Annotated in this window: 15 protein-coding genes; 6 read left to right on the top strand and 9 right to left on the bottom strand. The window is 64.2% G+C overall.

Annotation, left to right across the window (positions count from 1 at the left end):
• Positions 1–92: 92 nt before the first annotated feature.
• The 7 genes from asnB to H0B54_RS15680 form a co-directional block, all read right to left on the bottom strand.
• Entirely contained in the window at positions 93–1,970 is a 1,878-nt protein-coding gene (gene asnB / locus H0B54_RS15710; RefSeq protein ID WP_188261102.1) for an asparagine synthase (glutamine-hydrolyzing), read from the bottom strand.
• An 82-nt stretch (positions 1,971–2,052) separates the two neighbouring features.
• Positions 2,053–4,302 (bottom strand): N-acetylneuraminate synthase family protein, encoded by a 2,250-nt coding sequence (locus H0B54_RS15705; RefSeq protein ID WP_188261101.1) that lies wholly within the window; start codon positions 4,300–4,302, stop codon positions 2,053–2,055.
• Positions 4,299–5,018, bottom strand: coding sequence for an acylneuraminate cytidylyltransferase family protein (locus H0B54_RS15700; protein ID WP_188261100.1), 720 nt, complete (start codon positions 5,016–5,018; stop codon positions 4,299–4,301). Before H0B54_RS15700 ends, H0B54_RS15705 begins: the two co-directional genes overlap by 4 nt.
• Before the next feature lie 85 nt (positions 5,019–5,103).
• Positions 5,104–6,846, bottom strand: coding sequence for a glycosyltransferase (locus H0B54_RS15695; RefSeq protein WP_188261099.1), 1,743 nt, complete (start codon positions 6,844–6,846; stop codon positions 5,104–5,106).
• Positions 6,843–8,432: a hypothetical protein gene (locus tag H0B54_RS15690; RefSeq protein WP_188261098.1), complete on the bottom strand. Its 1,590-nt coding sequence runs from the start codon at positions 8,430–8,432 to the stop codon at positions 6,843–6,845. The genes H0B54_RS15695 and H0B54_RS15690 overlap by 4 nt, the downstream gene beginning before the upstream one ends.
• A 32-nt stretch (positions 8,433–8,464) precedes the next feature.
• Entirely contained in the window at positions 8,465–9,901 is a 1,437-nt protein-coding gene (locus H0B54_RS15685; RefSeq protein WP_211109392.1) for a radical SAM/SPASM domain-containing protein, read from the bottom strand.
• 210 nt (positions 9,902–10,111) lie between these two features.
• Positions 10,112–12,505, bottom strand: coding sequence for a glycosyltransferase family protein (locus tag H0B54_RS15680; RefSeq protein ID WP_188261143.1), 2,394 nt, complete (start codon positions 12,503–12,505; stop codon positions 10,112–10,114).
• Between the two features lie 172 nt (positions 12,506–12,677).
• Here H0B54_RS15680 and H0B54_RS15675 point away from each other — a divergent pair, with 172 nt between their 5' ends.
• Both H0B54_RS15675 and H0B54_RS15670 read left to right on the top strand, forming a co-directional pair.
• Positions 12,678–15,380: a hypothetical protein gene (locus tag H0B54_RS15675; protein ID WP_188261097.1), complete on the top strand. Its 2,703-nt coding sequence runs from the start codon at positions 12,678–12,680 to the stop codon at positions 15,378–15,380.
• 152 nt (positions 15,381–15,532) lie between these two features.
• Complete coding sequence (locus tag H0B54_RS15670; RefSeq protein WP_188261096.1) at positions 15,533–17,116, top strand: radical SAM/SPASM domain-containing protein; 1,584 nt, start codon at positions 15,533–15,535, stop codon at positions 17,114–17,116.
• A 287-nt stretch (positions 17,117–17,403) separates the two neighbouring features.
• Here the strand turns inward: H0B54_RS15670 and H0B54_RS15665 are convergent, their stop codons facing one another.
• Positions 17,404–18,447, bottom strand: coding sequence for an IS256 family transposase (locus H0B54_RS15665; protein WP_188261095.1), 1,044 nt, complete (start codon positions 18,445–18,447; stop codon positions 17,404–17,406).
• A 241-nt stretch (positions 18,448–18,688) separates the two neighbouring features.
• Here H0B54_RS15665 and H0B54_RS15660 point away from each other — a divergent pair, with 241 nt between their 5' ends.
• Complete coding sequence (locus H0B54_RS15660; RefSeq protein WP_188261094.1) at positions 18,689–19,888, top strand: tetratricopeptide repeat protein; 1,200 nt, start codon at positions 18,689–18,691, stop codon at positions 19,886–19,888.
• Here the strand turns inward: H0B54_RS15660 and H0B54_RS15655 are convergent.
• Complete coding sequence (locus H0B54_RS15655) at positions 19,878–20,831, bottom strand: NAD-dependent epimerase/dehydratase family protein (protein WP_188261093.1); 954 nt, start codon at positions 20,829–20,831, stop codon at positions 19,878–19,880. The genes H0B54_RS15660 and H0B54_RS15655 overlap by 11 nt on opposite strands.
• Before the next feature lie 118 nt (positions 20,832–20,949).
• On the opposite strand from H0B54_RS15655, the gene rfbF reads away from it, so the two are divergent.
• From rfbF to rfbH, 3 genes are read left to right on the top strand one after another with little or no spacing between them, the layout of a single operon-like run.
• Positions 20,950–21,726 carry a glucose-1-phosphate cytidylyltransferase gene (gene rfbF, locus H0B54_RS15650; RefSeq protein ID WP_188261092.1) on the top strand — a complete coding sequence of 259 codons (777 nt, stop codon included), beginning with the start codon at positions 20,950–20,952 and terminating at the stop codon, positions 21,724–21,726.
• Positions 21,711–22,847 carry a CDP-glucose 4,6-dehydratase gene (gene rfbG / locus H0B54_RS15645; RefSeq protein ID WP_343068953.1) on the top strand — a complete coding sequence of 379 codons (1,137 nt, stop codon included), beginning with the start codon at positions 21,711–21,713 and terminating at the stop codon, positions 22,845–22,847. Before rfbF ends, rfbG begins: the two co-directional genes overlap by 16 nt.
• Entirely contained in the window at positions 22,844–24,175 is a 1,332-nt protein-coding gene (rfbH, locus tag H0B54_RS15640; RefSeq protein ID WP_188261091.1) for a lipopolysaccharide biosynthesis protein RfbH, read from the top strand. The genes rfbG and rfbH overlap by 4 nt, the downstream gene beginning before the upstream one ends.
• Positions 24,176–24,284 lie beyond the last annotated feature (109 nt).

Genomic DNA, 24,284 nt, shown 5'->3' with positions numbered 1-24,284 from the left:
TTGACATTAAGAGTTCTCGTTCGAGCGTTTATAGGAATGGATCATGGCCGGGAAGCGGAAAGAGCGGCCGGTTTGGAAGCGATCCGACCAGGTCAAGCAGGGTGAAGATTGGCCAAGGATTGCCGCGCCGATGCGGCCTCTTTCTGGAAGAGAGACATAATGCGGGTAGCATGCAGGTAGGTCCAGACGAAATTGGCGGCCCGCGGCTCGTTCTGCGACAGGAAATATTCGATAACGTCCGCCAAGGCCCGGCCGTCCCAGATCGATGATTCCAGGAATTCCTGCGACCGCAAGGTGTCGGTTAGCCAACTTTTCAGCGGCCCCGTGACCCACTCCTGGGTCGGCGAAACGAAGCCGAGTTTGGACTTGCGGGTTCGGACGCTTTCCGGGAGGAGGCCGCGCATCGCTTCGCGCAGAACCAGCTTGGTGAAGCCTTTGCCTATCTTCGCGGAGGAAGGTAGGGAAAAGGCGAAGCAGACCAGCCTCCAGTCGAGGAACGGGGCCCGGACTTCCACGCCGTGCGCCATGGAGGCGCGGTCGAAGTTGCGCAGGATGGTCGGCAGGATATGGTTGTGAAAGTCCGCGTAGCTCTGGCGGGTCAGCCGGTCGCAGGGGGCGTAGCGCTCGGCATCCTCGGTGCGGCCGGCGAAGGGGGGATTGGCCTGCTCCTGGCGTATGAACATCTCGTGGGTCAGGCCGAAGCCGCCGTAAGCCTGATTGAAGCCGGGAGCGTTGAGTTCGTGGCGGATGCGGATGCGCTCTACCAGGGTCTGCGAGTTCGGCGCGGTTTCGATGGCGGTGGGCAGGTGGTGATGGTAGCCGAGAAACAGCTCGTCACCCCCATGGCCATCCAGCGAGACCACGACGCCGGCCTCGCGGTAGGCCCGATAGAGCATCCACACCGGCGTATGGTTTGCCTGGATGTCCTCATAGGCGTAGATCGCCTGCTCGACCGCCGCCGCGACATCTTCGGTCCGCATGGTGCAGATGTGGGCCGATGTGCCGACGTGCCGGACGACCTCCTCGGCATAGGCGCGCTCGTCCTGGACGCTTCCCGGGAAATCCGCCACAAAGGCGCGCTGCCAGTCTTGGGAGGCTCGCCCGCCCGCCCGTCGCGCCCGCGCTGCTTCGACCAGCGCGACATGGACGGAACTGGAGTCCATGCCGCCGCTGAGCGCGGTTCCGACCGGCACGTCGCTGCGCAGACGAAGCGCGCAGGCGTTCAGCAGCAACTCCCGCAGCTGTTCGGCTTGTTCCGCCAGGGTGTCCGGAACCGCGACCAGATGGTCCAGCGTCCTCCACCACCGCTCCAGCTTGGGTGGGGAACCCGCGCGGACGACGAGGTGATGGCCCGCCGGCAGGCGGTGCACGTCACGGAGCAGGCACATCTCGGTGCCCTCGACACGCGTCTGATTGGAAATGGCCAGGGCGACCATGGATGGATCGAAACTGGGATCGAACCATGGCAGGGGAAGAAACGCCTTCATCTCGGACGCGAAGGCAAGGTAATCCCGTCCCACGGTGTAGTGCAGCGGTTTAACGCCGAACCGGTCGCGTGACAGAAAGAGCAGCTGTTCCTGCCGGTCCCAGATAGCAAAGGCCCACATGCCGTTGAACTTCATCTGGCATGCGGGTCCCCATTGGGCGAAGGCGGCGAGGATCACCTCCGTGTCGGTTTCCGTGGCGAAGGTCCAACCGCTTTGCCGGAGTTCGTCCCGCAGTTCGATGAAGTTGTAGATTTCACCGTTGAAGGTGACCCAGTAACGGTTGTTGCACAGGGCCATGGGCTGCGCGCCGGACTCAGAGACGTCCAGGACGGACAGACGCGTGTGACCGAGGCCGATCCCGTTCTCGATGTGAAGGCCATCGCCGTCCGGACCGCGATGCCGCAGCATCGCGGTCATGCGCTCCACCTCATGCCGCTCTACGGGAACACCGCTGAGAGAAGCAATTCCCGCAATACCACACATGAATTTCTCCCTTCTTTAAACATGTAACGCTTCAAATCACGTGTTGAGAAGCGAGTTTTTATTGATTTACGTCCGCTAAAGTTTAAAAAAACTGCTCGAGCCGGTCCAGAGCAATCCAGAATCCCTCACCGGCGTTTTTGTGTCCCTGCCAAATTTCCGGGATGAAGCTGGCATGGGGAGCAAGCTGATCGAGCTGGTCGGCAAGGGCCGCGAAGTCCACATCACCCTCTCCGATCTGCAGTCCTTCGCCATCGACTCCTCGCGCGTCGACGATGTGAAGGTGCGCAATGTATGGCGCTACCGTCGCGACGAACCGCCCGAAGGACCATTTGAAATGGTTACACGCCAGTTTTGAATGGGAAATATCCAGGCAAATCCTGAAATTCATAGTGCTCAAACAGAATTCTACGATTTCCTGAGGGTCGACGAACAGGTTGTGGAGGCGCTGTCCGCCAAAATGCCAGGGAAACGGCGGCATGGTCTGGGCAATGATCTCGACGCCGCTTGCGTCCAGGCGGCCAAGGCTGTCCTGCAAGAGCTCGTAACGCTTCTCCCGTTCAGCGGTGCTGAGCGGTTCCTCGTCTGTGAAGCCCCCAAGGTTGGTGACGATTAGCGGCCTTTGTGTGCGTCTGTGGAAGCCCTGGAGGGCGCGGGTTACGGCAATCACACGCCGCATTTCCTCGATGGAGCGGAGTCTGTAGGCCTCGTCGGGCGAGCACAGATCCAGGATATGGTCGTGGGCGAACAGCTCCGGTGCGTGCACCACCAGACCAGTGTCGAGCGGCCGGTCGAAATAGTCGCCCAGCGCGATATCCAGATCCTTATAGCTCAGATGATATTCGAGGAAGTCCGGGGTGACCCTGGACAGGATCTCCTGGTGGTCGTGATACCGCACCGGCACGCCCCAGGGACGGCGGAACCGGTATTGCCGCGGCGCAGCCCCCTTCTCGCCAAGGTCGCTGGGATAGAAGAAGTCGCCCCGACGGATCGGGCGGATGGCCGGCCGGCCCATCAGGCGGTTGCGGTGGTTTGGCTGCAACCCGCGCCCGGGGCTCTTGACGTCGATGGAATCGGACGTGATGATCTCGCCGGCCGCGATGTCACGCGCGGCGATCAGGCTCTTCGCCAGAACCTCACGGTTCATGATCTCGCCCTGGGTCAGTTTCCGTTCGCCGGCTGAGCCCAACGCCTGCTCCACTTCGCGGATCGCTTTCACCATCGCCGCGAACTCGGCCGGAAGCAGACTGACCTTGTGGTCGTTCCCTTCCATGGAGCGGTCGAGCGTCAAATGCTTCTCGATGACACGCGCCCCTTGCGCCACCGCGGCGACGGCCACGTTGTAACCGCGCTCATGGCCGGAATAGCCGACCGGGCATTGTCCGATGCCGCGCAGGCGCTCCATGTAGCGGAGATTGATGTCGCGGAAGGGGGCTGGATAGGTCGAGTTGCAATGGAGCAGGACGAAGCGTGCACCGCAGGCACGCAACTCGGAGACCGCTTCGCGGATTTCCTTGTCGGTGGACATCCCGGTCGACAGCAGGATCGGCTTACGGGTCTGCGCGACCCTGCGCAGCAGGTCGATGTTCGTCAGGTCCGCCGATGCCACCTTGTAGGCCGGCATCCCGTATTCTTCCAGGGCGGCGACGCTTTCGGCATCCCAGGGCGTGCAAAGTGGGATTATGTTGCGGCTGTGGCAGTGGTCGAAAGCCGCGAACAATGCCTCCTTGCTCAGATTGAAGCGCGACAGAAGGTCCAGCGTGTATTGCGAGCCGAGATCCTCGGACGGGTCGTCGGCCTGTGCCGCGCTGCGGTACAGCGATCCCAGGTTGCGCATCTGGAACTTGGCGCAGTCGGCGCCCGCCCAGGCTGCGGCATCGATCAGCTTCCGGCATAGATCCAGGTCCCCGTTGTGGTTGTTTCCGATCTCTGCCACGATGAAGGCGGGCAGTTCATCGGCGATGCGGTGGGGGCCGATCAGGATGCCGTCGGCCTGGAGGTAAGCGACTCCCGAGAGATGCATTTGGCGGTCGACGATCGGTACATGCGTCACCCGATCGTTGAACAGGCCCAGAATGGAAGACTGCGGATCATCCGAGAAGGCGAACACGAAGTCTTTGTTTGAGATCGTCTTGGCCGGGATGGAGAGATTGACGGACGGCTGGCTTACCAGCCAACGCCGGAGGTCACCGTCCGTCAGCACGCCTTCGAGCCGGCCACTTTCCGTGAGCAGGAAGATGATCCGGCAACGGTTGTCGCTGATCCGGCGCAACGCCTCCAGGACGCTGTCCTCGGCGTAGACGATGAAGCGCCGCAGGTTCCGGTCGATGATCATGATGCCCGCACGCCGCGCCGGGAGAGCAGCGCTTCTGCCAGGATGAGGTCGTCCGGCTCGTCGATCTCCAGGCTTCGCGCGGCGTCGGCGACATGGAGGGCGATCCGGCCGAAAAAGCGGTGGCCGCCCCGGCGGAAGCCGTCTTTCCGCATGACATAGACGGCACCGTTCTCCAGGTATTCGGGTTCCCGGTCCTGGCGCCGCGCGCGGACCGAGGAGGTATGGTTGATGCCGCGGAGCTGCCCGTCGGGCAGGTGGCGCCACAGAAAATGGTGGAAGGGGACGGCGGAAAAGGCGCAGTCGGCGGCGGCGTTCAGCAGGGCCGCGATGGTCCCGTCGATGTCTTCCGGCAGCATCAGCGGCGAGGTGCACTGGACCAGGGCGACCAAGTCCGGGTCGTACCCTTTCTCGTCCCGCAGCACGTCGAGGACGTGCAGGACCGCGCTTTCCGAACTGGCCGTGTCCCCGCTGATGTCCGCCGGGCGGCGCACCACCTCGGCGCCGGCCTCGGCGGCGATGGCCGCGATCGCGTCGCTGTCGGTGCTGACCACCAGCCGGGACACCGCGCGTGCGCCCAGGGCTGCCCGGATCGCGTGCACGATCAGAGGCAGTCCGCAAAGCGGGACGATGTTCTTGTTCGGTATGCCCTTGGAGCCTCCGCGGGCCGGAATGACGGCGAGGCAGGAAGGATGGGCGGGAGGTATCGGTTCGGTCATCTCGGTGACGGCTGGGGCCCGTGATTGGTGACGGCGATGATCCGTCCGCAACTCTGAACAATCTCTAAAAAATGCCCTTGCCGCCTCAGGCCTTCTCAGCCGGGTTCGGAACGGAACACAGTGGTTCCACGACCCGGCGAAGGTCCGACACCAGCCCACGGAACGTGAAGAGGTCGCCGGTCGCCTCGTAGCCCGCACGCATGCATGCCAGTTCCTCTGGCGCGGCAAGCAGGCGCCGGAGGCTCATTCCCAGGCTTTCCGCCCGGGAGCAGTCGGTCACGGCGCCGATCCCGTAGCGCTCCACCAAGCGGGCGCAACCCCTCATGGACGCGTCGAGAAGGATCGGAAGGCGGGCCTGGAAATAGTCGGCGAATTTGGCCGTCATCCAGGTTCGGTAGTAAGGGTTGAGCGCGATGTAGGGCAGAACGGCGAGGTCGCCGTGCGCAAGATGGTGTGCAATGTCGTCGTAGGCCATGTCGCCGAGAAAGAGCACGCGCTCCGCCCGCCCTTCGGTGTTCAAGACACGTTCCATGACGGCCCGCTGGCGACCGTCGCCGATCACAACCAGCGCTTGGCCATCGGCCAGCCACCGCGTCGCTGCCATGAGGGTTTCCAGGTTGCGCAGGGGCGTCAGGTTGCCCAGGAAGACGGACACCCGCGTTCCGGCTGGGACGCCGTAGCGGTCTGTCCAGAAGTCCGGAGAGGAAGCGTTCGGCGAGGTTTCGACGGCCCGAAGCTCGGCGCAGATGTAGACCGGCGCGAAGGGCACCGACAGATGGGCTTCCATGGCTTCGGCCAGTTCCTCGCCAACCGTGATGCGGGCGTCGGCGCGCGGATACAACTCCCGCTCCAGATCGTCGAACGCGGCGATGCGGTCCCGCGCGTCCGGCCACCAAGTCCGTTCCTGCCACATCCACCACTCGTGGGCGTCGTAGACGAGCGGGCTGCCGAGACGCTCCTTGAAGGCCAGACCCAACGGAAGGAGCGGTGCATCGGCGACGAAGATCAGCGCCGGCCGCTCCCGCGACACGGCGGCGAAGTGCTGCGCGCTAAGGCAGGCGGAATGCCGACGCTCGTAGCCGGGCCAGAGTCCCCGCGCCACCCTCATGTTGAACGGAGCCAGATCGATGGGCTGTACCGGCACCAGGGCGAAAGCGGACGCGCCGCCGCCCAGGCCGCCGAATCGGGTCTCCGGATCATACCAGGGACCGCCGTCGGCGGTCGACGCCGCCGGCACCGCCGCAACACCCCATATGGCATCGAGCGGCGGAACCACGGCCGTGCCCAGATCCTCAGCGAAGCGCTGAATGTTCGCGAGCAGGACAGCCCGTGTCGCGGCGCCGGGTGGCATGTTCGAATGGAACAGCCACCCGCCGGACGAGAGATGGCAGAAGACGCGGCTGATCTCGGGGTTGTGGTCGGGATGTTCAAGGAGTATGGCGTGCCCGCCGTCCCACACCGCGGCCTCTGCCGTCCATCCGCCGTCCAGATCGAAGTGTCGGACCACGCCGTCCGGCGGCGCCGAGGCGCACCGGGCGATGAGGGGATCCAGCATCCGCCGTGTGCTGGCGAACTCCACCAACGCATAGGGTTGCGCCGTCACATGGTAGGCCGTACGGGCGTGGAAGTCCTGGGTCATGACCGGCGTCGGGTCGGCCATGGAATGGGGATAGCGGATACGGTGGAAGGCCCGCACCAAGAAGCCGAGCGCGCGCAACGCTTCCACGACGGAGAAAATCCGTCCGCCGCCATGATCGTCATGGGTCAGGAGCCAAGCGACCGGGCGGGCGTCGTCCCCCGGCCGGGGCAGCGTGATGGAGGGCATCATGAGTGGGCACCCAGGTTCAGGACATCGCCGATCACCCGGTGGGCCAGCGTGCCGTCCGGCTCGACTGGCAGGCGGTTCGGTCTGATCAGCCCCTTCCACCCCTGCTCGATGCTAGCGATGATCCCGTCCGGGGTCGCTTCGAAATACGCATGCCGGGCATCGATCAGGTCTTTGTAGAAGCTGAGGCTGTACGGATTGATGTAGGTTGTCGGCACCCCGTCCTCCAGGCAGTTGAGCCCGGTGCTGGAGAGCTGGGAGACATGGTGGTCGCTCAGCGCGATGACCGGTTCGAGCGGGGCTCTGGTCGCGGCGCGGCATTCCGTGTTCGTGATGCCGGCGCTGCGCAGTCGGGTTTCGGCGCCACGCCAGCCGGTGGGACTGTCCTCCGGCACCAGCGGGTGGCTGCGGATCAGCCAGAACCAGTCAGAGGGTGCGCGCCGGATTGCGTCGACGAGGGATGGAGACAGCCCCTCGTTCATCAGGTTCCCCGGCGGAAGAGTGACGAGCACCACTTTGCGGCAGGCCTTGCGGATGCCGTTCAGGACGGCTCCCTCTTCCGGCGGCATCGGCGACGGCTCCCTTGTCATGGCTGACGGCCGCCCGCCGACGAGGATGCGGTGCCGCGTCTGCCGCCGGGAGAAGTGGGCATCGATGTTGCGGGCGGAAGAAAGCCCCCACACCACGAAATGCGTGGGCAGCAGATGGTAGCCTTCGTCCGGAACAACCGTCCACAGGCTGTAGGCCGGATGGAAGGGGCCGTTCGCTCCGTGCTGGATCTCCAAGGTCGGAATGCCCCGCTCGGCCGCCGACCAGATCAACCCCATATGATCCGTATCATAATAATTCTGGAAAAGAATGGCTTCCGGCTGAAGCGCCGTCAGCAGGTCGTCGAACATGAATTTTCTGATGATGGTCGAATAGGCGATCGTCCTCATGTCTTGAGAGACAAAATGGTAAAGGTCGAAGCCATACCGTTCATTGACGAAGGCGACCGTGCAGGCCAGGGCGGCCATGAAGGTCTGGATGAAGTGCTCGACCTCCGCGTCGCGTCCACGCTGGCGCACCGTCTCCATCGTCCATGGGACGATCAGGAGCGACGGATGCTTGCGGCGATGCAGGTTCTGGGCGGCGTCGGACGCGATCTCGACCTTGAGGACGGGACGGTGTTCCGCCAGGATCTCGATCCAGGGATCGATTACCGGCTCGATGACACCGGCGGGCGTGTTCAGCGTGTGGAAGGTTGGCGAGGCCGCGAAGACCAGCACCGGGCGGCCGTTCCGGGTGGGGGCGGCGTCCGCCGGGAAGAAGCGGTCTTCCGGGCAGGGCGGGTTTTCCGGCTGGTCGGCCAGGATGGCGGCGAAGCGGTGATTGACCGCCTCGGCGAACGCTGCCCACGGATGTCGCTCGGACAGCCAACCCTCGAACCACTGCATTCCGATTTCCCGGACATGCTCGTGAAGGCGGAAATACAGGACGATGCGAAGAAGCGGCCAGACCCGCACGCCATGGTGCATGAAGCTGTTGACTTGGCTGTCGTTCTCCAGAACGGCCAACAGCTTCGACGTGAAGCCGTAATACCGTTCCATGTCCTCCATCCGGTCTATCCGGTTCTGATCCATCAGACGCGAAGGGCGCTGTCGGGAAGGTCAAACGGATTGACGCTAGCGCCCATACGGGGACGTTCCAGCAGCAGCGTGCGGACCGCGTCGTCTACCGGTTCGACGGCATCCTTGAACAGCAGGTACAGCAGGTGCCGCCGGCCCTCAAGGCCCGGCAGGTCATCCATGTCGAACGGGGTCCCGGCCGCCTGCTGCTCGCGCAGGAACACGGCCAGCTCGGTCGGCACCGCGAACGCGTTCGCCCAGCGGACGTTCAGCAGGCAATAGCCGTCCTCCTGCCGGAACCGGATGCGTGGCGGGACCACTACCTGTGCCTTGCGGTCGACGGTTTGGACGATCTCAGCCGGGATGTCGAGCGTGTAGGGCACCCCGATCCTGTCGAATCCGACGAACAGGGGGTCTTGGGCGTCACGCCGCTTATAGTAGGAGTTCGCGGCCATGCGGCAGCCTGATCCGCAGATCTCCTGGTACGCACACCCGGCGCAGCCCTGGTAGCGGTAGCTGCCGTCGTGCCACCGGCTCATCCGGCCGAAGGCTTCCGTCAGCCCCACCTCGAAGACGTTTCCGTAGTTTTCCTCTTCATGGGTGCAGGCGTGGGAGTCGCCGTTCGCGTTCAAGACCATGCGGTTGCCGGTCTGGGCCGGGCAGCCGCGCCCCACGAAGTCGGCATAGGTGGCGAGATCGCCCAGAAAACAGAGGGGATAACTGATCAGCGTGCCAACATCGATGCCGAAATCGCGCTTGGCGCGCGCCAGATCCTCGACGGCGCGGCGCGCACCGGCGATATCGAGTTCGAGGATCGTCCCGTGGGGATCCTCGACCGTGACCGACGGGACGAGCCGCGTCGCGAAGATCTTCTGTACGCCGAGCGCCGCCGCAAGCCGTGCGGTTTCATATACGTGCTCGGCGTTCGGCGTGGAGATGACCATGTTGGCGCTGACGCGGATGCCGGCGGCGCGTGTCGTGCGGATGCCCTCCTTGATCCGATCCAGCGCGCCCGGCTTGTTCATCATGTGGTCGTTGGTCGCCGGGTCGTAGGAATTGAGGCTGGTCAGAATGTGGTCCAGCCCCGCCACCCTCAGACGCTCCATTTTCGTCGGGGTCGCCAGCATCAGGTTCGAGTTGGTGCTGATCGACAACCCCGCCTCCGACAGGCGGCGCGCGGCGTATTCCATGACAGGGAAATTGAGCAGCGGCTCCCCGCCGGTCAGGATGACGTGGAAGACCTTCGATGCGACGATCATCGCGACGAGTCGGTCGATTTTTTCCATCGACACGCTGTCCTTGAAGCTCGCCGGATCCTCACGCCAGAAATTGTAGCAATGGCGGCATTGTATGTTGCATCCGGACGTCAATTCCAGGTTGATGGAGATCGGCGCTGACAGGGGGGCACGCTTGGCTTTTCGCGAAACGACGCTATGAGCCATGCCGTCCATGTCTTTTCCCCTTGCCTTTTTCATTGTCGACGGTGTCGCTGCGGCACCCAGTGCCGGACCTGTGTGGGTTTTGGAAGCGAAATGCGTTATCCAGTTCACAAGAAATATGTTAATGACGCCTTAATTTGTACTTCTGTTGCAGCAATGGAAAAGCGGTCTTTCCGGCGCCGATCGAAATCCATAATGTTTCTGCGCAATTAATGAGGTCGTTCACAGTCCGGCTATGGATTCAGAGAAGCGGTGCCAATCGTTGGAAGGGTGATTGCCGCTCTTGCGGGCGAACCATACGGCTGGCATGTGCAGCGTCTTTCCTGTGCGGATGATGAAATGGGGATTCTCTGCATCGGCGGCGCCCGTCTCGACCATCCGGTCGAGGGTGGCGTCGCTGAGCGACGGGTCGAAGCCGTCCAGCATGCGGAACCCTGTGTGGTCAAGAAGCGGGGTGCCGAGCCCTTCCAAAGCGGTGGTAATGGACAGCCCCGGGGCGTCGCTTCCCGCGTTGAGCCGCACATCGCCGGCGAACGCGAGAACGCCGCCATCGGTCAGGCGCGGCGCAGCCCAATCCATCACCCGTGGGAAGGTCGGATTGAACAGGACGTTGCGCGGCGCAACCACCGCGTCCCAGCGGCGTTCGTCGAACGCTCCGTCCTCGACCGCGCCGTGATGAACGGTGAGGCGTCTGCGATCGAACAGGCGCGGGCGGAGCAGCCAGAGATCCAGGCCGCCGCGGGCGACGCGCTCGGCCATGGCCGGCGCCTCGTCGCCGATGTCGAGCACGTCGACGCGGGTGCTCCATTGCGTCAGGAACAGGTACAACCCATCGACATGCTCGCTCAGCACAAGGAACCGCGCATCGCCGGACAGCAAGCCGAGTCGGTCGAGCCCGTAGAGTATCTGCACCCGCTCCCACGCTCCCCGGCTGCGCTTGAAGTAGCTGTAGATGGCGTCGCGTTCCATCTCGCAGGCCGGCAGGGCATCGGGGCCCGCCACATCCGTCCCGTTTCCGTAGAAGGTCGAGCAGTTTGTCTTGAAGCGGCGGACCCAGGCGAACCAGGACGGATCTTCCCAATCCTCTGCCGCCGCAAGCTTGCAAAGCTTGGGAGGCCCGTCCGGCCGCGCCGTGCCCGGCAGGGCGATCTCGGGGCGTAGGCGCGCAGCCACCCGCAACGCGGACGCCGAGGCGCGCAGGGCTTCGACGCGCTCCGCCGGAATTTTCTCGGCGTCCGCCAGCCTGGGCCAGCCGAGCATCGCGATGAGCGGCGCGGACCAGCGCCGCCCCCCGGTGGTGGAAAGGTCGGGGGCCTTGGTCAACCCGTGCAGATCCTGCCGTGCCAGGAAAAGCTCCCGAGGGGCGATGTGTTGGGTCCGGCCGAGTGCGTTGCGGACGAACGCCTCGACGCTCTCGTCAGGGGAAGCCGTCCCGTCTCGCCGCGCCATGGCCGCACGGACGATGGACACGAGGCGGTTGCCGACGCCCTGCAACGAATACTTTGCGATGGCCAACTCGTGGGCGGCATCCGCAATCGAACGAAGCAGCGTGGGCTCCGCGATGAGCCGGGCCAGCTGTTCGGAAAAACCCATGAGGCCTTGGCCGAACAGGGCCGTCCGGCCATGCTCCAGGCAATGCACGGCTTCTCCCACCGGCGTGGCGCAGACCGCCACCTTGGCCAGCAGGTACTCGAACATCTTCGTCGGGCTTTTGGCGGTGTTGAACGGGTTCGCGTCGTAGGGAAGGATGCCGATGTCCATTTCGGCCAGGACGTTCCCGAACTCGGACGGTGGGATATGCTCATGGAAGACGAGATTGTCCATGTCCGGATAGCGGTGGCGCAGGCGGCGCTTCAATTCTTCCCATGCTTTGCCGAAGCCGATGATGTGAAAACGCGCGTTGCGCCGAACGCCAGCCGGCACCAGCGCGAAAGCGTCGACACCGAAGAATATGTCCTTCATCGGCAGGTCACCCCAGACATCGCCGCACCATAGGATGTTGACGGCGTTTCCGAAGCGGCGGCGCGGCGCGCTGCGCCCACGCGGATGGAACGTTTCCTGGTCCGCGACCGTGTGGATGAGATGCGTGTTGGGGTTGTGTGGCGCTACGAGGTCGAAAATCCGGCGGCTGGACACCACGCAGGCTGCGGCCCGAGTCGCCGTGTTGGCCAGGAGCTGGTCGGGCTTCAGGTTCGGCAGCCACGCTTCCAGGCGTGGAAACGACCGGTTGTCCACGTCATAATCGTCGTAATCGAGAATGATCGGGTTGTCGTTGCGGGCGGCTGCCAGAAAGCAGGACAGCGTGTGATAGCCGGTCTTCTGGACATACAGGATGGCATTCGGATTCTGCGACAGGATCTCCGCCGCCCGCAGGTTGAGGCGAAGCTTGTCGTCCTCCGGAATGCCGAGTACCGGTCCGCCCTGGTCCGCGGCGCCCAAATGGTCGTAGAAGGACAACACCGCCGCACGGATGCTGCGCTGTTCCAGCAATCTGGCGAAGCTGTAGCAGCGCACCCGGGCCGGGGCCAGCTTGAACCCGTCCTGCGCGACGAAGATGACCTCGGCCTCCCGGTAGCGGGCGAGATCTTCCGGGCTCAGGGGCGGTGTGACGGGCATAAGTGCTTCCAAGGGCATCTGGTCGGCAGTCACGCACACCCTTCAACCGCCGCTGCGGATGGTCAAGCCAAAAGATGGTTTGTCTGCCTTCGAACGGGGGTTGCGCCGGATCATGCGCTGCACCAGGATGCATGCATAGCAATACGCCGTTTTTTCCTTTTGGTGGCCTTCGATGATTTCAATTGTTGTCTATGGTCGGAACGATAGTCATGGCTATAACCTTCACAAGCGTGCGGCTTTGAGCCTGAATTGCATTGCCGAAGTCCTGACGGAAGAGAATGATGAAATCATTTTTGTGGATTATAACACGCCGGACGATCTGCCGACTTTTATTGAAGCCATTCGCGACACCTTGACGGAACGGTGCCGGAGGCGGTTGCGCGTCATCCGGGTTCGCCCGGCCCAGCACGCCCGCTTCGCTGGCCGGACCAGCTACGCCACCATTGAATCCGTTGCCCGGAACGTGGGAATTCGCCGTTCCGACCCGAGGAACCGGTGGATCCTGTCGACGAACACCGACATGGTCTTCGTAGGGCGGGAAGCCGGATGGTCCCTGTCGGACCTGGGGAAAGGGCTACCGGACGGATTCTACCAGAATCCCCGCCTCGAAGTGCCGGAATCGCTCTGGGAATCGTTGGATCGCCGCGATCCGTCCGCCGCCGTCGAAGCGCTCCGCCGCTGGGGCTCGGGCCTTCACCTGAACGAACTGGTCCACACCGACCCGGTGACCCGCTTCGACGGCATCGGCGACTTCCAGATGGTGTTGCGCGCCGATTTCTTCGCCATCCACGGCTTCAACGAGGAGATGCTGGCCGGCTGGAATGTGGACATGAATCTCTGTCACCGCCTGCACCGGCTACGAGGCGGGGTGGAGAGCGTCTTCGACCGGGTTCTCGCCTATCACTGCGGACACACACGCCTTCCGACGGCGATCCACCGGGAAGATACGGTCATGAACGACCCGGTCCGCTACATCCGGGGGGTGACCGCCCCCGAACTGGACGGGCAGGCTGGCAGTTGGGGGCTGGCGAACGAGACGCTGGAGGAGTTCCGGGCGGACGATCCGCCGACAGGCCGTCTCCCGGCGGTCCTGGAAGCGGTCTTGCCGCCCATGGATCGTCTCCATTACGAATCGTGGAACGACTTCGCCAATTTCGACGCCGGATTCCGCCTGTCGATCGATGCCGGGCACGTCCTGCCCTATATCATGGATCTGCTGGTCACGGCGCCGCCGGGAAGCGTGCTCGGATACGTCGGCAATCATCGCGACCTGTTCGACCTCGTTCTGAACGCCTGGCGCGCCCTCGGCCAGTGGAACGACGTCCTCGTCCCGTTGGGGTCCGTCAACGAACGCTCCGGGCAGGAGCGTGTGGACGCGGTGGACGATGCGGAACTTGATCGCCGAGCCTCCATCTTCCTGTTCGAGTTTGCCCTCGACGACAAACGGCTCACTCGCGAACCGTACCCCTGTTTCGACGGACTGCCGGAGGAGGCGCGCCGGCGCTTGGGGCATGTCTACGGACTCTTCGTCCAGCAGACGGAGCGGGAGCGGCAGCGCCTGTGCAGCGGCGCACCCGTCGGTCGCCGCTTCATCGGCGTGTCGGTCGTCAACACCTTCTTTGGCATGCGTTTTTCCGAACGGGTCGTCTTCACACGCACCATGTTCAGCACGCGCGTCCGGCATGGGGTCGTGCGCGCCGGGGGGCCGGTGTTCCGGATCGACCAGCAGGCGGATTCGGTGGGGCGGTGTCTTGCGGCCGCCCTCGGGCGGCGCTTTCCCATCGCGCGCCAGGAGGTCGAGATGGCGCGGAGCGATCTGGATCACGTTCTGGCGGCCGACAGCGCGGCCGACATCGCTCCCCATCGCTGTTCGGCCGTTGTCCTTGCCCTGCTGGACGCACCCGACCCGGCTGTACCCGACCCGGTGCGGGAGGAGCGGCGGCGCTGGGTCGAGGAGCGCCGTCCAAGCCGGGCTTGGCGTGGCCGGCTCACCCTGGCAATCGCCACGGCCGCTCGGCCGGACGGCGCTCCGGCGCTGAACAAGCTTTGCGCGGCCGAGGACTGGGAGGATGCCCGGTGGCTGGCCGCCGCCGAAGAGTTCACGCGCGAGGGGCTGCCTTTCCGCAGTTCCACCTACGTCTACTTCAAGCGCAGCCGCGGCGTGTGGGAGCGGGCGCAGATGGTGCATGGGCTGAACGTCCTCGGCAGGATCGGAAGCGGGGTGCGCAGCGCCGTTGTCAGCGATGCGCCGGACGGCTTCGGCCATTTCCTGTCGCTGCGCATGGGCGGGGTGGACGTCGTTGACGTCGGGTCCGCTCATGCCGGGGGGGGCGGCTTGCCGGAGCAGCGGCCGGACACGGATCTGTGGCTGGCGAAACGGCGACTGTATCGGGCGGACCGGCTGTCGATCCATCACGGCGGCTTCCAAGCCCTAGCGAGGGCCGCCGATCCGTGGGACGCCGTCGTCGTTCCACAGAACACGCTGCTGTCCGGGGGCTTTGACCGGACGGTCGATCTCTTGGAGGCTCTGGATCGTCACCTGAGCGTGGGGGGGGGGGTTGCCTGGTCCATCGAGATCGCGTTGGATGGACAGGAACGGGATGGCTGTCTCACCCCATCCCAGGCGGTCGATGCGGCGGCATTCCTGTCCGGAGAATGCGGGCTGCAGCCGGTTGGTGGCTTCGACTGGAGCATCAGCGATGCGACGCTGGACCGCGTCGGCGTGATCGATACGGGGCCGGTGAACCGCCCGCATCTGGTCACCCAGGATGACCGGGGGCTGCGCACCTGCTCGGTTTGGGTCCTGCGCAAGTGGCACTCGACGCCGGAGCGCCTATGGCGGCGGGTCGCCGAGGCCCTGCACCGGAAAGGTTGATCGGGAAGCCTGCCGGCTCATTCACCGCCGCAGAGCGCCAGGGTGCGCTGTTGGGAGCTTTAAAAGCTTGTTAACTGGAGGAAACGCAACGTCGGCGGAGATGCGGACGTCTTGCTTTTCTGGAAAGAATTTTGGGAGAGGCACAGAAACAGATGGACGGGTTTTCCTCGCAAGCGCTGGGCGATGAACCTCTGACGTTGAAGCGTTCCCTGCGCTGCTATCACCCGTTCCAAACCCTGAACGCCGACCGTACGGGAACAATCCATGCCTGTTCCTGCCCGGTCCATCGCCAGCGGGAGATGGGGCCGGACGGCAATTCACGGGAGCAGAGCATCGAAAGCATCTGGAACGGTGAACGGCTGCGGCAGATGCGCGAAGCGTTCCTGGCTGGAGACTACGGGCGGTTCTGCAATACCCGGAGCTGCTCTTTGCTGTATGGTCCTCCCGCCCTTCCCCCGACCGACCCGGAGGTTATAGCGGCGGTCAACGAGGGCAAGACGGTTCTCGATTACGGCGTACGAACCCTGATCCATGAGATCGATCATGGCTGCAATCTTCATTGCGTTCACTGCCGTGAAGAGAAGATCCCGGTCGATAGGAGCCATACGAAGCCCAACATCGAAGAGGTTCGCGATCTTATTCGCGCTAAAAAGCTCAAAACCTTTTACCCGCATGGCTGGGGCGAAGTCCTCATCATGAAAGATGTCGTCGAGCTTCTAGCCTCGAATCTTCTTGTCGACAACGGCGTCAGCGTCGAGCTGCACACCAATCTTTTGCCCCTGCGGCCGTCCCTTTGGGCGCGCATCGGCCACAACACCTTCTCGCACATTGTGTTTTCCGTTGATGGCTGCTCCAGCGCAACCTACGACGCGGTCCGGCGCGGCGGATCGTGGGAGCGCGTTCACGAGAACATGCGGTACCTTGCCTCGTTGCGGGTTTCCGGCCACGTTCAGCGCATGACATGGGCCTATTGCGTGATGAAGCGGACCATGCCGGACGTGCAAGCCGCCGTTCGGCTGGCGCGGGAACTGCCAGTGGATTTGCTGTATTTTCAGGCGCTTTCTGGACATCTGCCCGGACGGGGCGAAAACATTTTCGAGGAGAGCGACGTCGCTGCCCTTGATCACCTGCACGATGCGTTGGCGGAGGTCGGCGCGTTCGATGACCCGACAGTCAGGGTAGCGGCCCTGCGGTTGGAAGGGCGCCCCTATCGCCGCTTCGACACCCGCGTTGCAGCGGCCTTGAGGCTTGAGCGGGAAGGCGAACCCGAGATGGCGCAACGGGTGCTCGGCGCGCTTCTCGACGACGCCGAACAAGGTACGGTGAGCGTTCCGACGACCTTGGAACCGTCGGTGCGGAATTGGGTGCGCTGGATGGTTTCCGGACCGCTGGCATCGGACGCCCGGTCTCCGCGGGCTGGCTTCGCCCCCTTCGCTCTTCGCCATGCCTTGCTGGAGAATCCGGAACAGTTGGCGGGCAGCCGGAGGGTGTTCGTTTACGGTTCCGGGGCGAGTGGCCGGGACTGCATTGCCTGGTTGAGACAGGGCGGCGTGGAGCCGTTGGGGGTGATCGACAGTTTTCGCGCGGGACGTTTTCTCAATCTTCCTATGACGACGTTAGAGGATTATGCGCATGCGCAGGAGGACGGAGACGCGATCGTCGTTGCCTCCATGTTCCGCCATGAGATTCTTGCCGGCCTGGAGGCGACTGGTGTCAAACAATGCTGGTGGGTTTGAAGGGACATCACGCTTGGCACTGCCGTATGCCGCTACCTGAGCGTCGAGACCCAGCGGCAAGACGGCAATGATCGGACCCGCAATCGCCGGATCGCTCGCTGCTTGGGCGGTTTTCGCTCGCCACGCTGTGGGCTGACGAGACAGGAGCCACACGGCCACACCCCTCGTGACCGTGCCCCAGGGTGTGGTGTCTGAGGGGGCCTCTGTGCTCTTCGGCGAGGTGAAGTCGCCGGCCTACTCCGCGGCAATGGGCAGCGGATCAGCGGTTTGAGGGTGGCACAGCTCGTTCAGGCTTTTTCCATGGTCATGTACCGCCGGCACACCGCCCACTCGTCGTGCTGTTCGAGCAGCAAGGCACCGACGAGGCGGGTGACCGTCCCTTCCCCGGGAAAGATGCCGACAACGTTGCTCCGCCGCTTGATATCGCCGTTCAGACGTTCCAGCGGATTCGTGCTGTGCAGCTTGGTGCGTAGGTCCTTGGGGTAAGCCATGTAGGCCAGCACGTCGAACTCCGCTTCATCCATCAGTGCCGCCAGCTTGGAGAAGTGCGATCGCAGGCTGTCCGCCACCATCGTCTGGTGCGCCTTGCCAACGCAGGCGAGGAGATTCCTCATGCAATAAACACGACAGCGTTGGAGTGTCGCGCCCAGCACTTTGGAGGCGGCGGCCTTCAGCCCGAGATGCGCGTCGGCGATGACCAGCTTCACCCCACGCAGGCCTCGGCGGGTGAGCGAGCGCAGGAAGTCGCTCCAGAAGGTCTCAGCCTCCGATAGCCCGAGGCCGAGACCCAGCACTTCACGCCGGCCGTCGGTGTTAACGCCGATGGCCAGTATGGCGGCGAGCGACACGATGCGGCCGTCCTGACGCACCTTCACGTAGGTTGCGTCCAGCCACACGAAGGGGCAGTCGCCCTCCAGCGGGCGGTTCAGGAAGGCGTGGACCCGCTCGTCGATGTCCTCGCAGAGACAGCTGACTTGGGACTTGGAGATGCCGGTCATGCTCATCGCCTTGACTAGGTCATCGACGCTGCGGGTCGAGATGCCCTGCACGTACGCTTCCTGGATCATCGCGATCAGCGCCTTCTCCGTGGTGCGCCGCGGCTTAGGGATGCGCAGGTCGATGGCACCGGCGCGCGTCTCCCAGGTCCGCTCGCGGTAGCCGTTGCGCTTGTTCTGGCGGTCCTCGCTGCACTCACCGTAGCCGGCGCCGCACAGGCTCTCCACCTCCAGTTCCATCAGGCGCTGGGCGGCGAAGCCGACCATCTCGCGTAGGAAGTCGGCGTCAGCGCTCTTTCCAATCAGTTCCTGAAGAGCAATCCTGTTCTCGGTCATCGTGGTCTCCGTTCCAGTTGACAGTCGTCAAGCAACCTCAATTTACCGAAGACACACGGTGACCGCCCGCTCCCGAACGGCCGGCCCGCCTGCGCCAGCTATAGGGAGCGCTCCGACGGGCCGGCCCCACGCCTCAGACACCACTTGGCGGGACACTGCCGACCGTATGCGGCTCCCTTGTTCTGGTTGTCGGGATTTTGTAGGGAGCGTACTATCCGGCGGCTTTCGATAGTGGGATCTTATGAACGCCACCGACATCCACACCCAAGTCTCCAGCGAAGGCATTGCGTCCATCGATTATGCCGCTTGGCGTGAGCGCATCCGCATCGAAACGTTTGCGAACTATCATTGCGAGATGGGTTTGGCCATTCAACGCGCCGGCGATTTGGCTGCCGCCGTAGCCGCCTTCGACCGTGCGATCGAGATCGATCCGCTCATGCCCAGGGCGTATTTCGGTCTCGTCCAATGCCTGCGCGCCATGGGCCGGTCGGACGAGGCGGAAGCCGTGCACCGCCGGGCGGTGCAGGCCGATGCCGCGTATTACGTCAAGGTGTGCGACGCCGAGGCCGACGAGCACATCAGCAATCTGCGCGTGGACGAGGCGATGGACGTTTATCGCCGGCTTCTCGCCCACGACCCCGCGTCCACGTCGATCGTGGCCGCCCGCTTCGGTGCGCTGGCGCGCCGGATCGACAACTGGGGCGAATCCACCCATGCAGAGCATCGTGCGCGTGAAGCCCTGAAACTTGTCGGACACCCCAATCTGCACGGCCTGCTTGCCTTCCTTTGCCTGCGCAACGGCCGGCCCGCCGAGGCGGAGGATTGGGCAAGACTGTCTATCGGAGCTGGCACCAACGAGCCGGACGCAGACTACACGCTGGGCACCATCTACCAGTGGTTCGGCCGCTACGGTGAGGCGATCGAGCATTTCAGGGCCGCTGGCACCAAGAACACCGGGCAGATCGTTGCGCTGTTCATTCCCCTGCACACGGGCGTATCCATGATCGCGGCGGGGCGCTTCGCCGAGGCGGCGGATGCGTTGGAGCAGGCCCATGCGCTGCAACCGGCCTACGGCCTCGCATGGGCCTGGAAGGCCTGGGCGCTGTTCCTGAAGGGGCATGCCGACGAGGCGGAGGGCCTCGCGCGCGAGGCCCTGGCGCTGTCGCCGGACGAAGGAGTGTGCCACAGCATTCTCGGCCTCATCCTCCAGCGGCGTGGCCGGATCGCGGACGCCCTCCATCATCAGCGGCAGGCTGCGGCTCTGCGTTGCAACGACGCCTGGTGCCTGTCCAATCTCGCGCTCGCCGAACAGGAAAGCGGGAATCACGGCCCGGCCGTGCGGGTGCAGGCACGCGCCAAGCTCATCACGCCACCGCGCCATCGGTTGCTCGACGACATGCGGCCTTGGGCGGCAGACGCCTTGCGCGCGCTCAACGGTTAGACTGGTTTCCCGTTGCCTCTTCAAGGGCGAGGGTCTCCTCCATCCGGCGCAGGTCCCCGTCCAGGGAACGTGCGGCCGGGTGGCCGAACAGGGCGATCTGGCGGGAAATGTCGGGCACGAGGCAGCGCATCTCCGTCGGCCGATGAGGCAGCGTGCCGAACCGAAGCAGACTTTCCGCATCGTACCGGCGCGCGATCGCCCTGAGGAAATCCCGCAGCACGACGGCCTGTCCGGATCCCAGGTTGACGATCGATGGCGGGCATGGTTCGGCTACAGCAAGGTCGATTAGCCAATCCGCCATGTCCTCGACGTATGTGTAATCGCGCACAACATCACATGCGGTCAAAGCGACCGGGCGCCCCGTGCGACACGCCGCCAGCACCTGCGGAACCACCCGCTGCGCCGCTTCCCACGGTCCCCAGATGGCAAACGGCCGCGCAATGACCGTCTGCATGCCGAGGTTGTCCGCCCATTGCCGCACCAGAAGCGATGCCGCGGCCTTCGTTGCGCCGTACAAGGCCGTCGGGCGCAGCGGTGCATCCTCCGGAATGGGCGGTCCGCGATCGCCATACTCGAAGCAACTGCCGACATGGATCATGCGGCGCACCCCTTGGCGGGCTGCATGATCCAGGACGGTCAGCGTTGCCTGCACATTGACAGTGAAGGCCCGCTCCCGGTCCTGGTCGGCGTAGTTGACGCCGTAGGCGGCGGCATGCACGACGCACTCCGGCCGGACCAGCGCCATGGCGCGCGCCACAGCGTCCACGTCGGTCACGTCGGCCACCATGGCGGCGTCACGGACCTGCGGTGGAAAGCGGCGCGCCTGTTCCGGTGAACGGACAAGCGGAACAGCCTCCATTCCCCTGGCGCAGGCCCGGGCAATGACATGCCGTCCTACGAAACCTCCGGCCCCGGTCACCAGAATTCGAGAATTCGTCCGCATCGGAACAGATCCACAGCCCGCGCCACGCAAAATCAAGCCCGATTTAACGTTTTTTTACCCCGCTTGGTCAATCTTTGACCATGATCGGGCAAAAGTCACGTACAGGAGCATCCCGGATATGAAAGCCGTCATTCTCGCAGGCGGTTACGGCACACGCATGTCTGAGGAAACCACCGTGCGCCCCAAGCCGCTGGTCGAGGTGGGGGATCGGCCGATACTTTGGCATATTATGAAAATTTACTCGTCGCACGGCATCAATGACTTCATTGTCTGTCTTGGATACAAGGGTTATCTGATCAAAGAGTATTTTGTGAACTACCTTTTGCACACCTCCGATGTAACGGTGGATGTGGCGAATCGCCGTGTTGAACTGCGGCACAATGCAGCCGAATCTTGGCGGGTCACCCTCGTGGATACGGGGATCGACACGCTTACGGGAGGACGCATCCGCCGGATCCGCCCCCATGTCGAGGAAGAGGGCGACGGAACCTTTTGCCTGACCTACGGCGATGGGGTTGCCGACATCGACATCGCGGCGTCCGTACAGTTTCACAAGGCTCATGGGCGGCTCGCTACCGTCGCCGCGGTGCGTCCTCCCGCCCGGTTCGGCGCCATGGCCCTGGAAGGGGACTCGGTCCTTCGCTTCGAGGAGAAGCCGCCGGGAGACCGGGCCTGGATCAATGGTGGATTTTTCGTGCTGAACAGCCGGGCAATCGATTACATCGATGGCGACGACGTGTGGTGGGAGCGCGAGCCGCTCGAGCGCTTGGCAGCGGACGACGAGTTGAGGGCTTTCCGGCACGAGGGCTTCTGGCAGCCGATGGATACCTTGCGCGATCGCAACGCCTTGGAGGCACAGTGGAAATCCGGGAAAGCGCCGTGGAAGGTCTGGTAACCGGAAGTAATGCCCCGACGACCGCCTTCTGGAATGGGCGGCGCGTCTTTGTGACCGGGCACACCGGCTTCAAGGGGGCATGGCTGTGCCTGTGGCTGCAGCGTCTCGGGGCGCACGTCGCCGGCTTTTCCCTGCCTCCGGCGGCGGAGCCGAACCTGTTCGACCAAGCTCGTGTGTCCGAGGGGATGACGAGCCGGTTCGGCGACATCCGCGATCTCGAAGACCTGAGCCGCTCCGTTGCCGACCACCGGGCCGAGATCATTTTGCACCTTGCCGCACAGGCGTTGGTCCGCCCCTCCTACGACGACCCGGTGGGGACGTTCCTGACCAATGTGCAGGGCACGGTGCATGTCCTGGAGGCCGCGCGGCGCTCCCCAACGACACGGGCCGTCCTGGTCGTCACGAGCGACAAATGCTACGCCAATGTCGGCTGGGAGTGGGGATATCGCGAGAACGATCCCCTCGGCGGACATGATCCCTACAGCGCGAGTAAAGCCTGTGCCGAGATGGTCGCCGCATCCTGGCGCGCGTCCTTCGCCACCGGTTCCGCTCCAGCCATCGCCACCGCGCGCGCCGGCAACGTGATCGGCGGCGGCGACTGGTCGGTCGACCGCCTCGTGCCGGACATGGCGCGCGCCTTTCTCGGGAACCATCCCGTAACGCTCCGCAACCCCGACCATGTGCGCCCCTGGCAGCATGTGCTGGAGCCGCTGTCGGCCTATCTGTGCATTGCGGAAGCCCTGTGCTCCCAACCGGAGCGGGCGAGTGCAGCGTGGAACATTGGTCCCAGTCAGGACCACGCATGGCCCGTGGAAACACTCGCCCGGCAGTTCGCATCCGATTGGGGCGACGGAGCCCAGCTTCGGGTTCTGCGCGAGGGCGGCCAACGCCACGAGGCGTCAATCCTCATGCTCGACTCCTCCCGGATCCGCCGCCGCTTGGGCTGGTCTTCCCGCTGGGCGTTGCCACGGGCCATTGCCGAGACAGCCGCCTGGTACCGTGCCTTCCGAGACGGTGACGACATGCGGGCGGTCACGCTCGACCACATCACACGGTACGGGCGGAGCGCCATCACCGATACGCCCCCCATCCCTCAGGCAGCCCTCGAGCCCACTCCATGACAGAGCACCACCATGACGAGGCCGAGGCGCTGCGACAGGAGATCCTGCGCCTGACGCAGCGGTATGCTGAGATCACAAGCGCCCGGCCACCCTTCGATCCCGCATCGAGTCCGGTGCCGGTGTCCGGCCGGGTGTACGGCGCACAGGAAGTCCATAACCTCGTCGATGCTTCCCTGGAGTTCTGGCTGACCACGGGACGCTTCAACGACGCCTTCGAACGGCGCCTTGCGGAAACCGTTGGCGCCCGGCATGCATTGACCTGCAACTCGGGATCGTCGGCGAACCTCCTAGCCATCAGCGCGCTGTGCTCTCCTCTGCTTGGCGATCAGGCCCTGCAGCGCGGAGATGAGGTCATCACCTGCGCGACCGGTTTCCCGACGACCGTCAACCCGATCATCCAGAACGGGCTTGTCCCCGTCTTCGTGGACGTCGACATTCCAACCTACAACGCTGACCCCATTGCGGTCGCCGAGGCTGTAACGCCGCGCACACGCGCCATCGTCCTGGCCCACACGCTGGGCAACCCGTTCGACCTGGGCGCCGTCATGGACGTGGCCCGGCGGCACAATCTTCACGTCGTCGAGGATTGTTGCGACGCTTTGGGGGCTCATTATAACGGGCGCCCGGTCGGTTCTTTCGGCACCGTCGCAACGCTCAGCTTCTACCCCGCGCACCACATCACCACAGGCGAGGGAGGGGCGGTCGCCACCAACGTCAACCGAATCAAGCGCGCTCTGGAATCGATCCGGGACTGGGGCCGCGACTGCTGGTGCGCGCCGGGACGGGACAACACATGCGGCCGACGATTCGAACGCAAGCACGGCGGCTTGCCGGAAGGGTACGACCACAAATATGTCTATTCGCATGCAGGCTATAACCTGAAGATGACGGACCTTCAGGCCGCGGTCGGGCTTGCCCAAATGGACCGGCTCAGCGATTTCATCACGATCCGTCGGCGGAATTACGAAACCCTGCACAACGCGCTACGCGCGTTCGACGATCTTCTGGTCCTCCCCCAGGCAACGCCGGGATCGGACCCGTCCTGGTTCGGCTTCCCCATCACCTTGCGCGAGGAAGCCGGCGTAAAGCGGGAGGCTTTGCTGCGTTGGCTGAACGGTCGGAGGATTGGAACCAGGCTGCTGTTCGGCGGCAACCTGACCAAGCAACCCTATCTGATGGGGCGAGCCTGGCGCACACACGGCGACTTGGCCCGAAGCGACACCGTTATGAACCGAACATTCTGGGTCGGCGTGTATCCGGCGCTTGATGACGCGGCGCTCGGCTATGTGGTGGACAGCATCGCCGCCTACTTTGGGCGCTCCGTCTGACGGCCTTTAGAGCGGCTTCCAACCGAGCTGAATCGAAAGCGCGCGAGGGACTCCCGAGGGCCGGTAAATCGGCGAATTGATCTGCTCCATGAGGGGCCTCCTCGCGCGG

The sequence above is a fragment of the Azospirillum tabaci genome (assembly GCF_014596085.1).
Taxonomy (GTDB): domain Bacteria; phylum Pseudomonadota; class Alphaproteobacteria; order Azospirillales; family Azospirillaceae; genus Azospirillum; species Azospirillum tabaci.
This window is presented reverse-complemented; position numbering and strand designations above follow the sequence as displayed.

Excerpts from the sequence above, each read along its gene's own strand:
- asnB (WP_188261102.1), bottom strand. The coding sequence starts at position 1,970 with ATGTGTGGTATTGCGGGAATTGCTTCTCTCAGCGGTGTTCCCGTAGAG.
- H0B54_RS15705 (WP_188261101.1), bottom strand. The coding sequence starts at position 4,302 with ATGATCATCGACCGGAACCTGCGGCGCTTCATCGTCTACGCCGAGGAC.
- H0B54_RS15700 (WP_188261100.1), bottom strand. The coding sequence starts at position 5,018 with ATGACCGAACCGATACCTCCCGCCCATCCTTCCTGCCTCGCCGTCATT.
- H0B54_RS15695 (WP_188261099.1), bottom strand. The coding sequence starts at position 6,846 with ATGATGCCCTCCATCACGCTGCCCCGGCCGGGGGACGACGCCCGCCCG.
- H0B54_RS15690 (WP_188261098.1), bottom strand. The coding sequence starts at position 8,432 with ATGGAACGGTATTACGGCTTCACGTCGAAGCTGTTGGCCGTTCTGGAG.
- H0B54_RS15685 (WP_211109392.1), bottom strand. The coding sequence starts at position 9,901 with ATGGACGGCATGGCTCATAGCGTCGTTTCGCGAAAAGCCAAGCGTGCC.
- H0B54_RS15680 (WP_188261143.1), bottom strand. The coding sequence starts at position 12,505 with ATGCCCGTCACACCGCCCCTGAGCCCGGAAGATCTCGCCCGCTACCGG.
- H0B54_RS15675 (WP_188261097.1), top strand. The coding sequence starts at position 12,678 with ATGATTTCAATTGTTGTCTATGGTCGGAACGATAGTCATGGCTATAAC.
- H0B54_RS15670 (WP_188261096.1), top strand. The coding sequence starts at position 15,533 with ATGGACGGGTTTTCCTCGCAAGCGCTGGGCGATGAACCTCTGACGTTG.
- H0B54_RS15665 (WP_188261095.1), bottom strand. The coding sequence starts at position 18,447 with ATGACCGAGAACAGGATTGCTCTTCAGGAACTGATTGGAAAGAGCGCT.
- H0B54_RS15660 (WP_188261094.1), top strand. The coding sequence starts at position 18,689 with ATGAACGCCACCGACATCCACACCCAAGTCTCCAGCGAAGGCATTGCG.
- H0B54_RS15655 (WP_188261093.1), bottom strand. The coding sequence starts at position 20,831 with ATGCGGACGAATTCTCGAATTCTGGTGACCGGGGCCGGAGGTTTCGTA.
- rfbF (WP_188261092.1), top strand. The coding sequence starts at position 20,950 with ATGAAAGCCGTCATTCTCGCAGGCGGTTACGGCACACGCATGTCTGAG.
- rfbH (WP_188261091.1), top strand. The coding sequence starts at position 22,844 with ATGACAGAGCACCACCATGACGAGGCCGAGGCGCTGCGACAGGAGATC.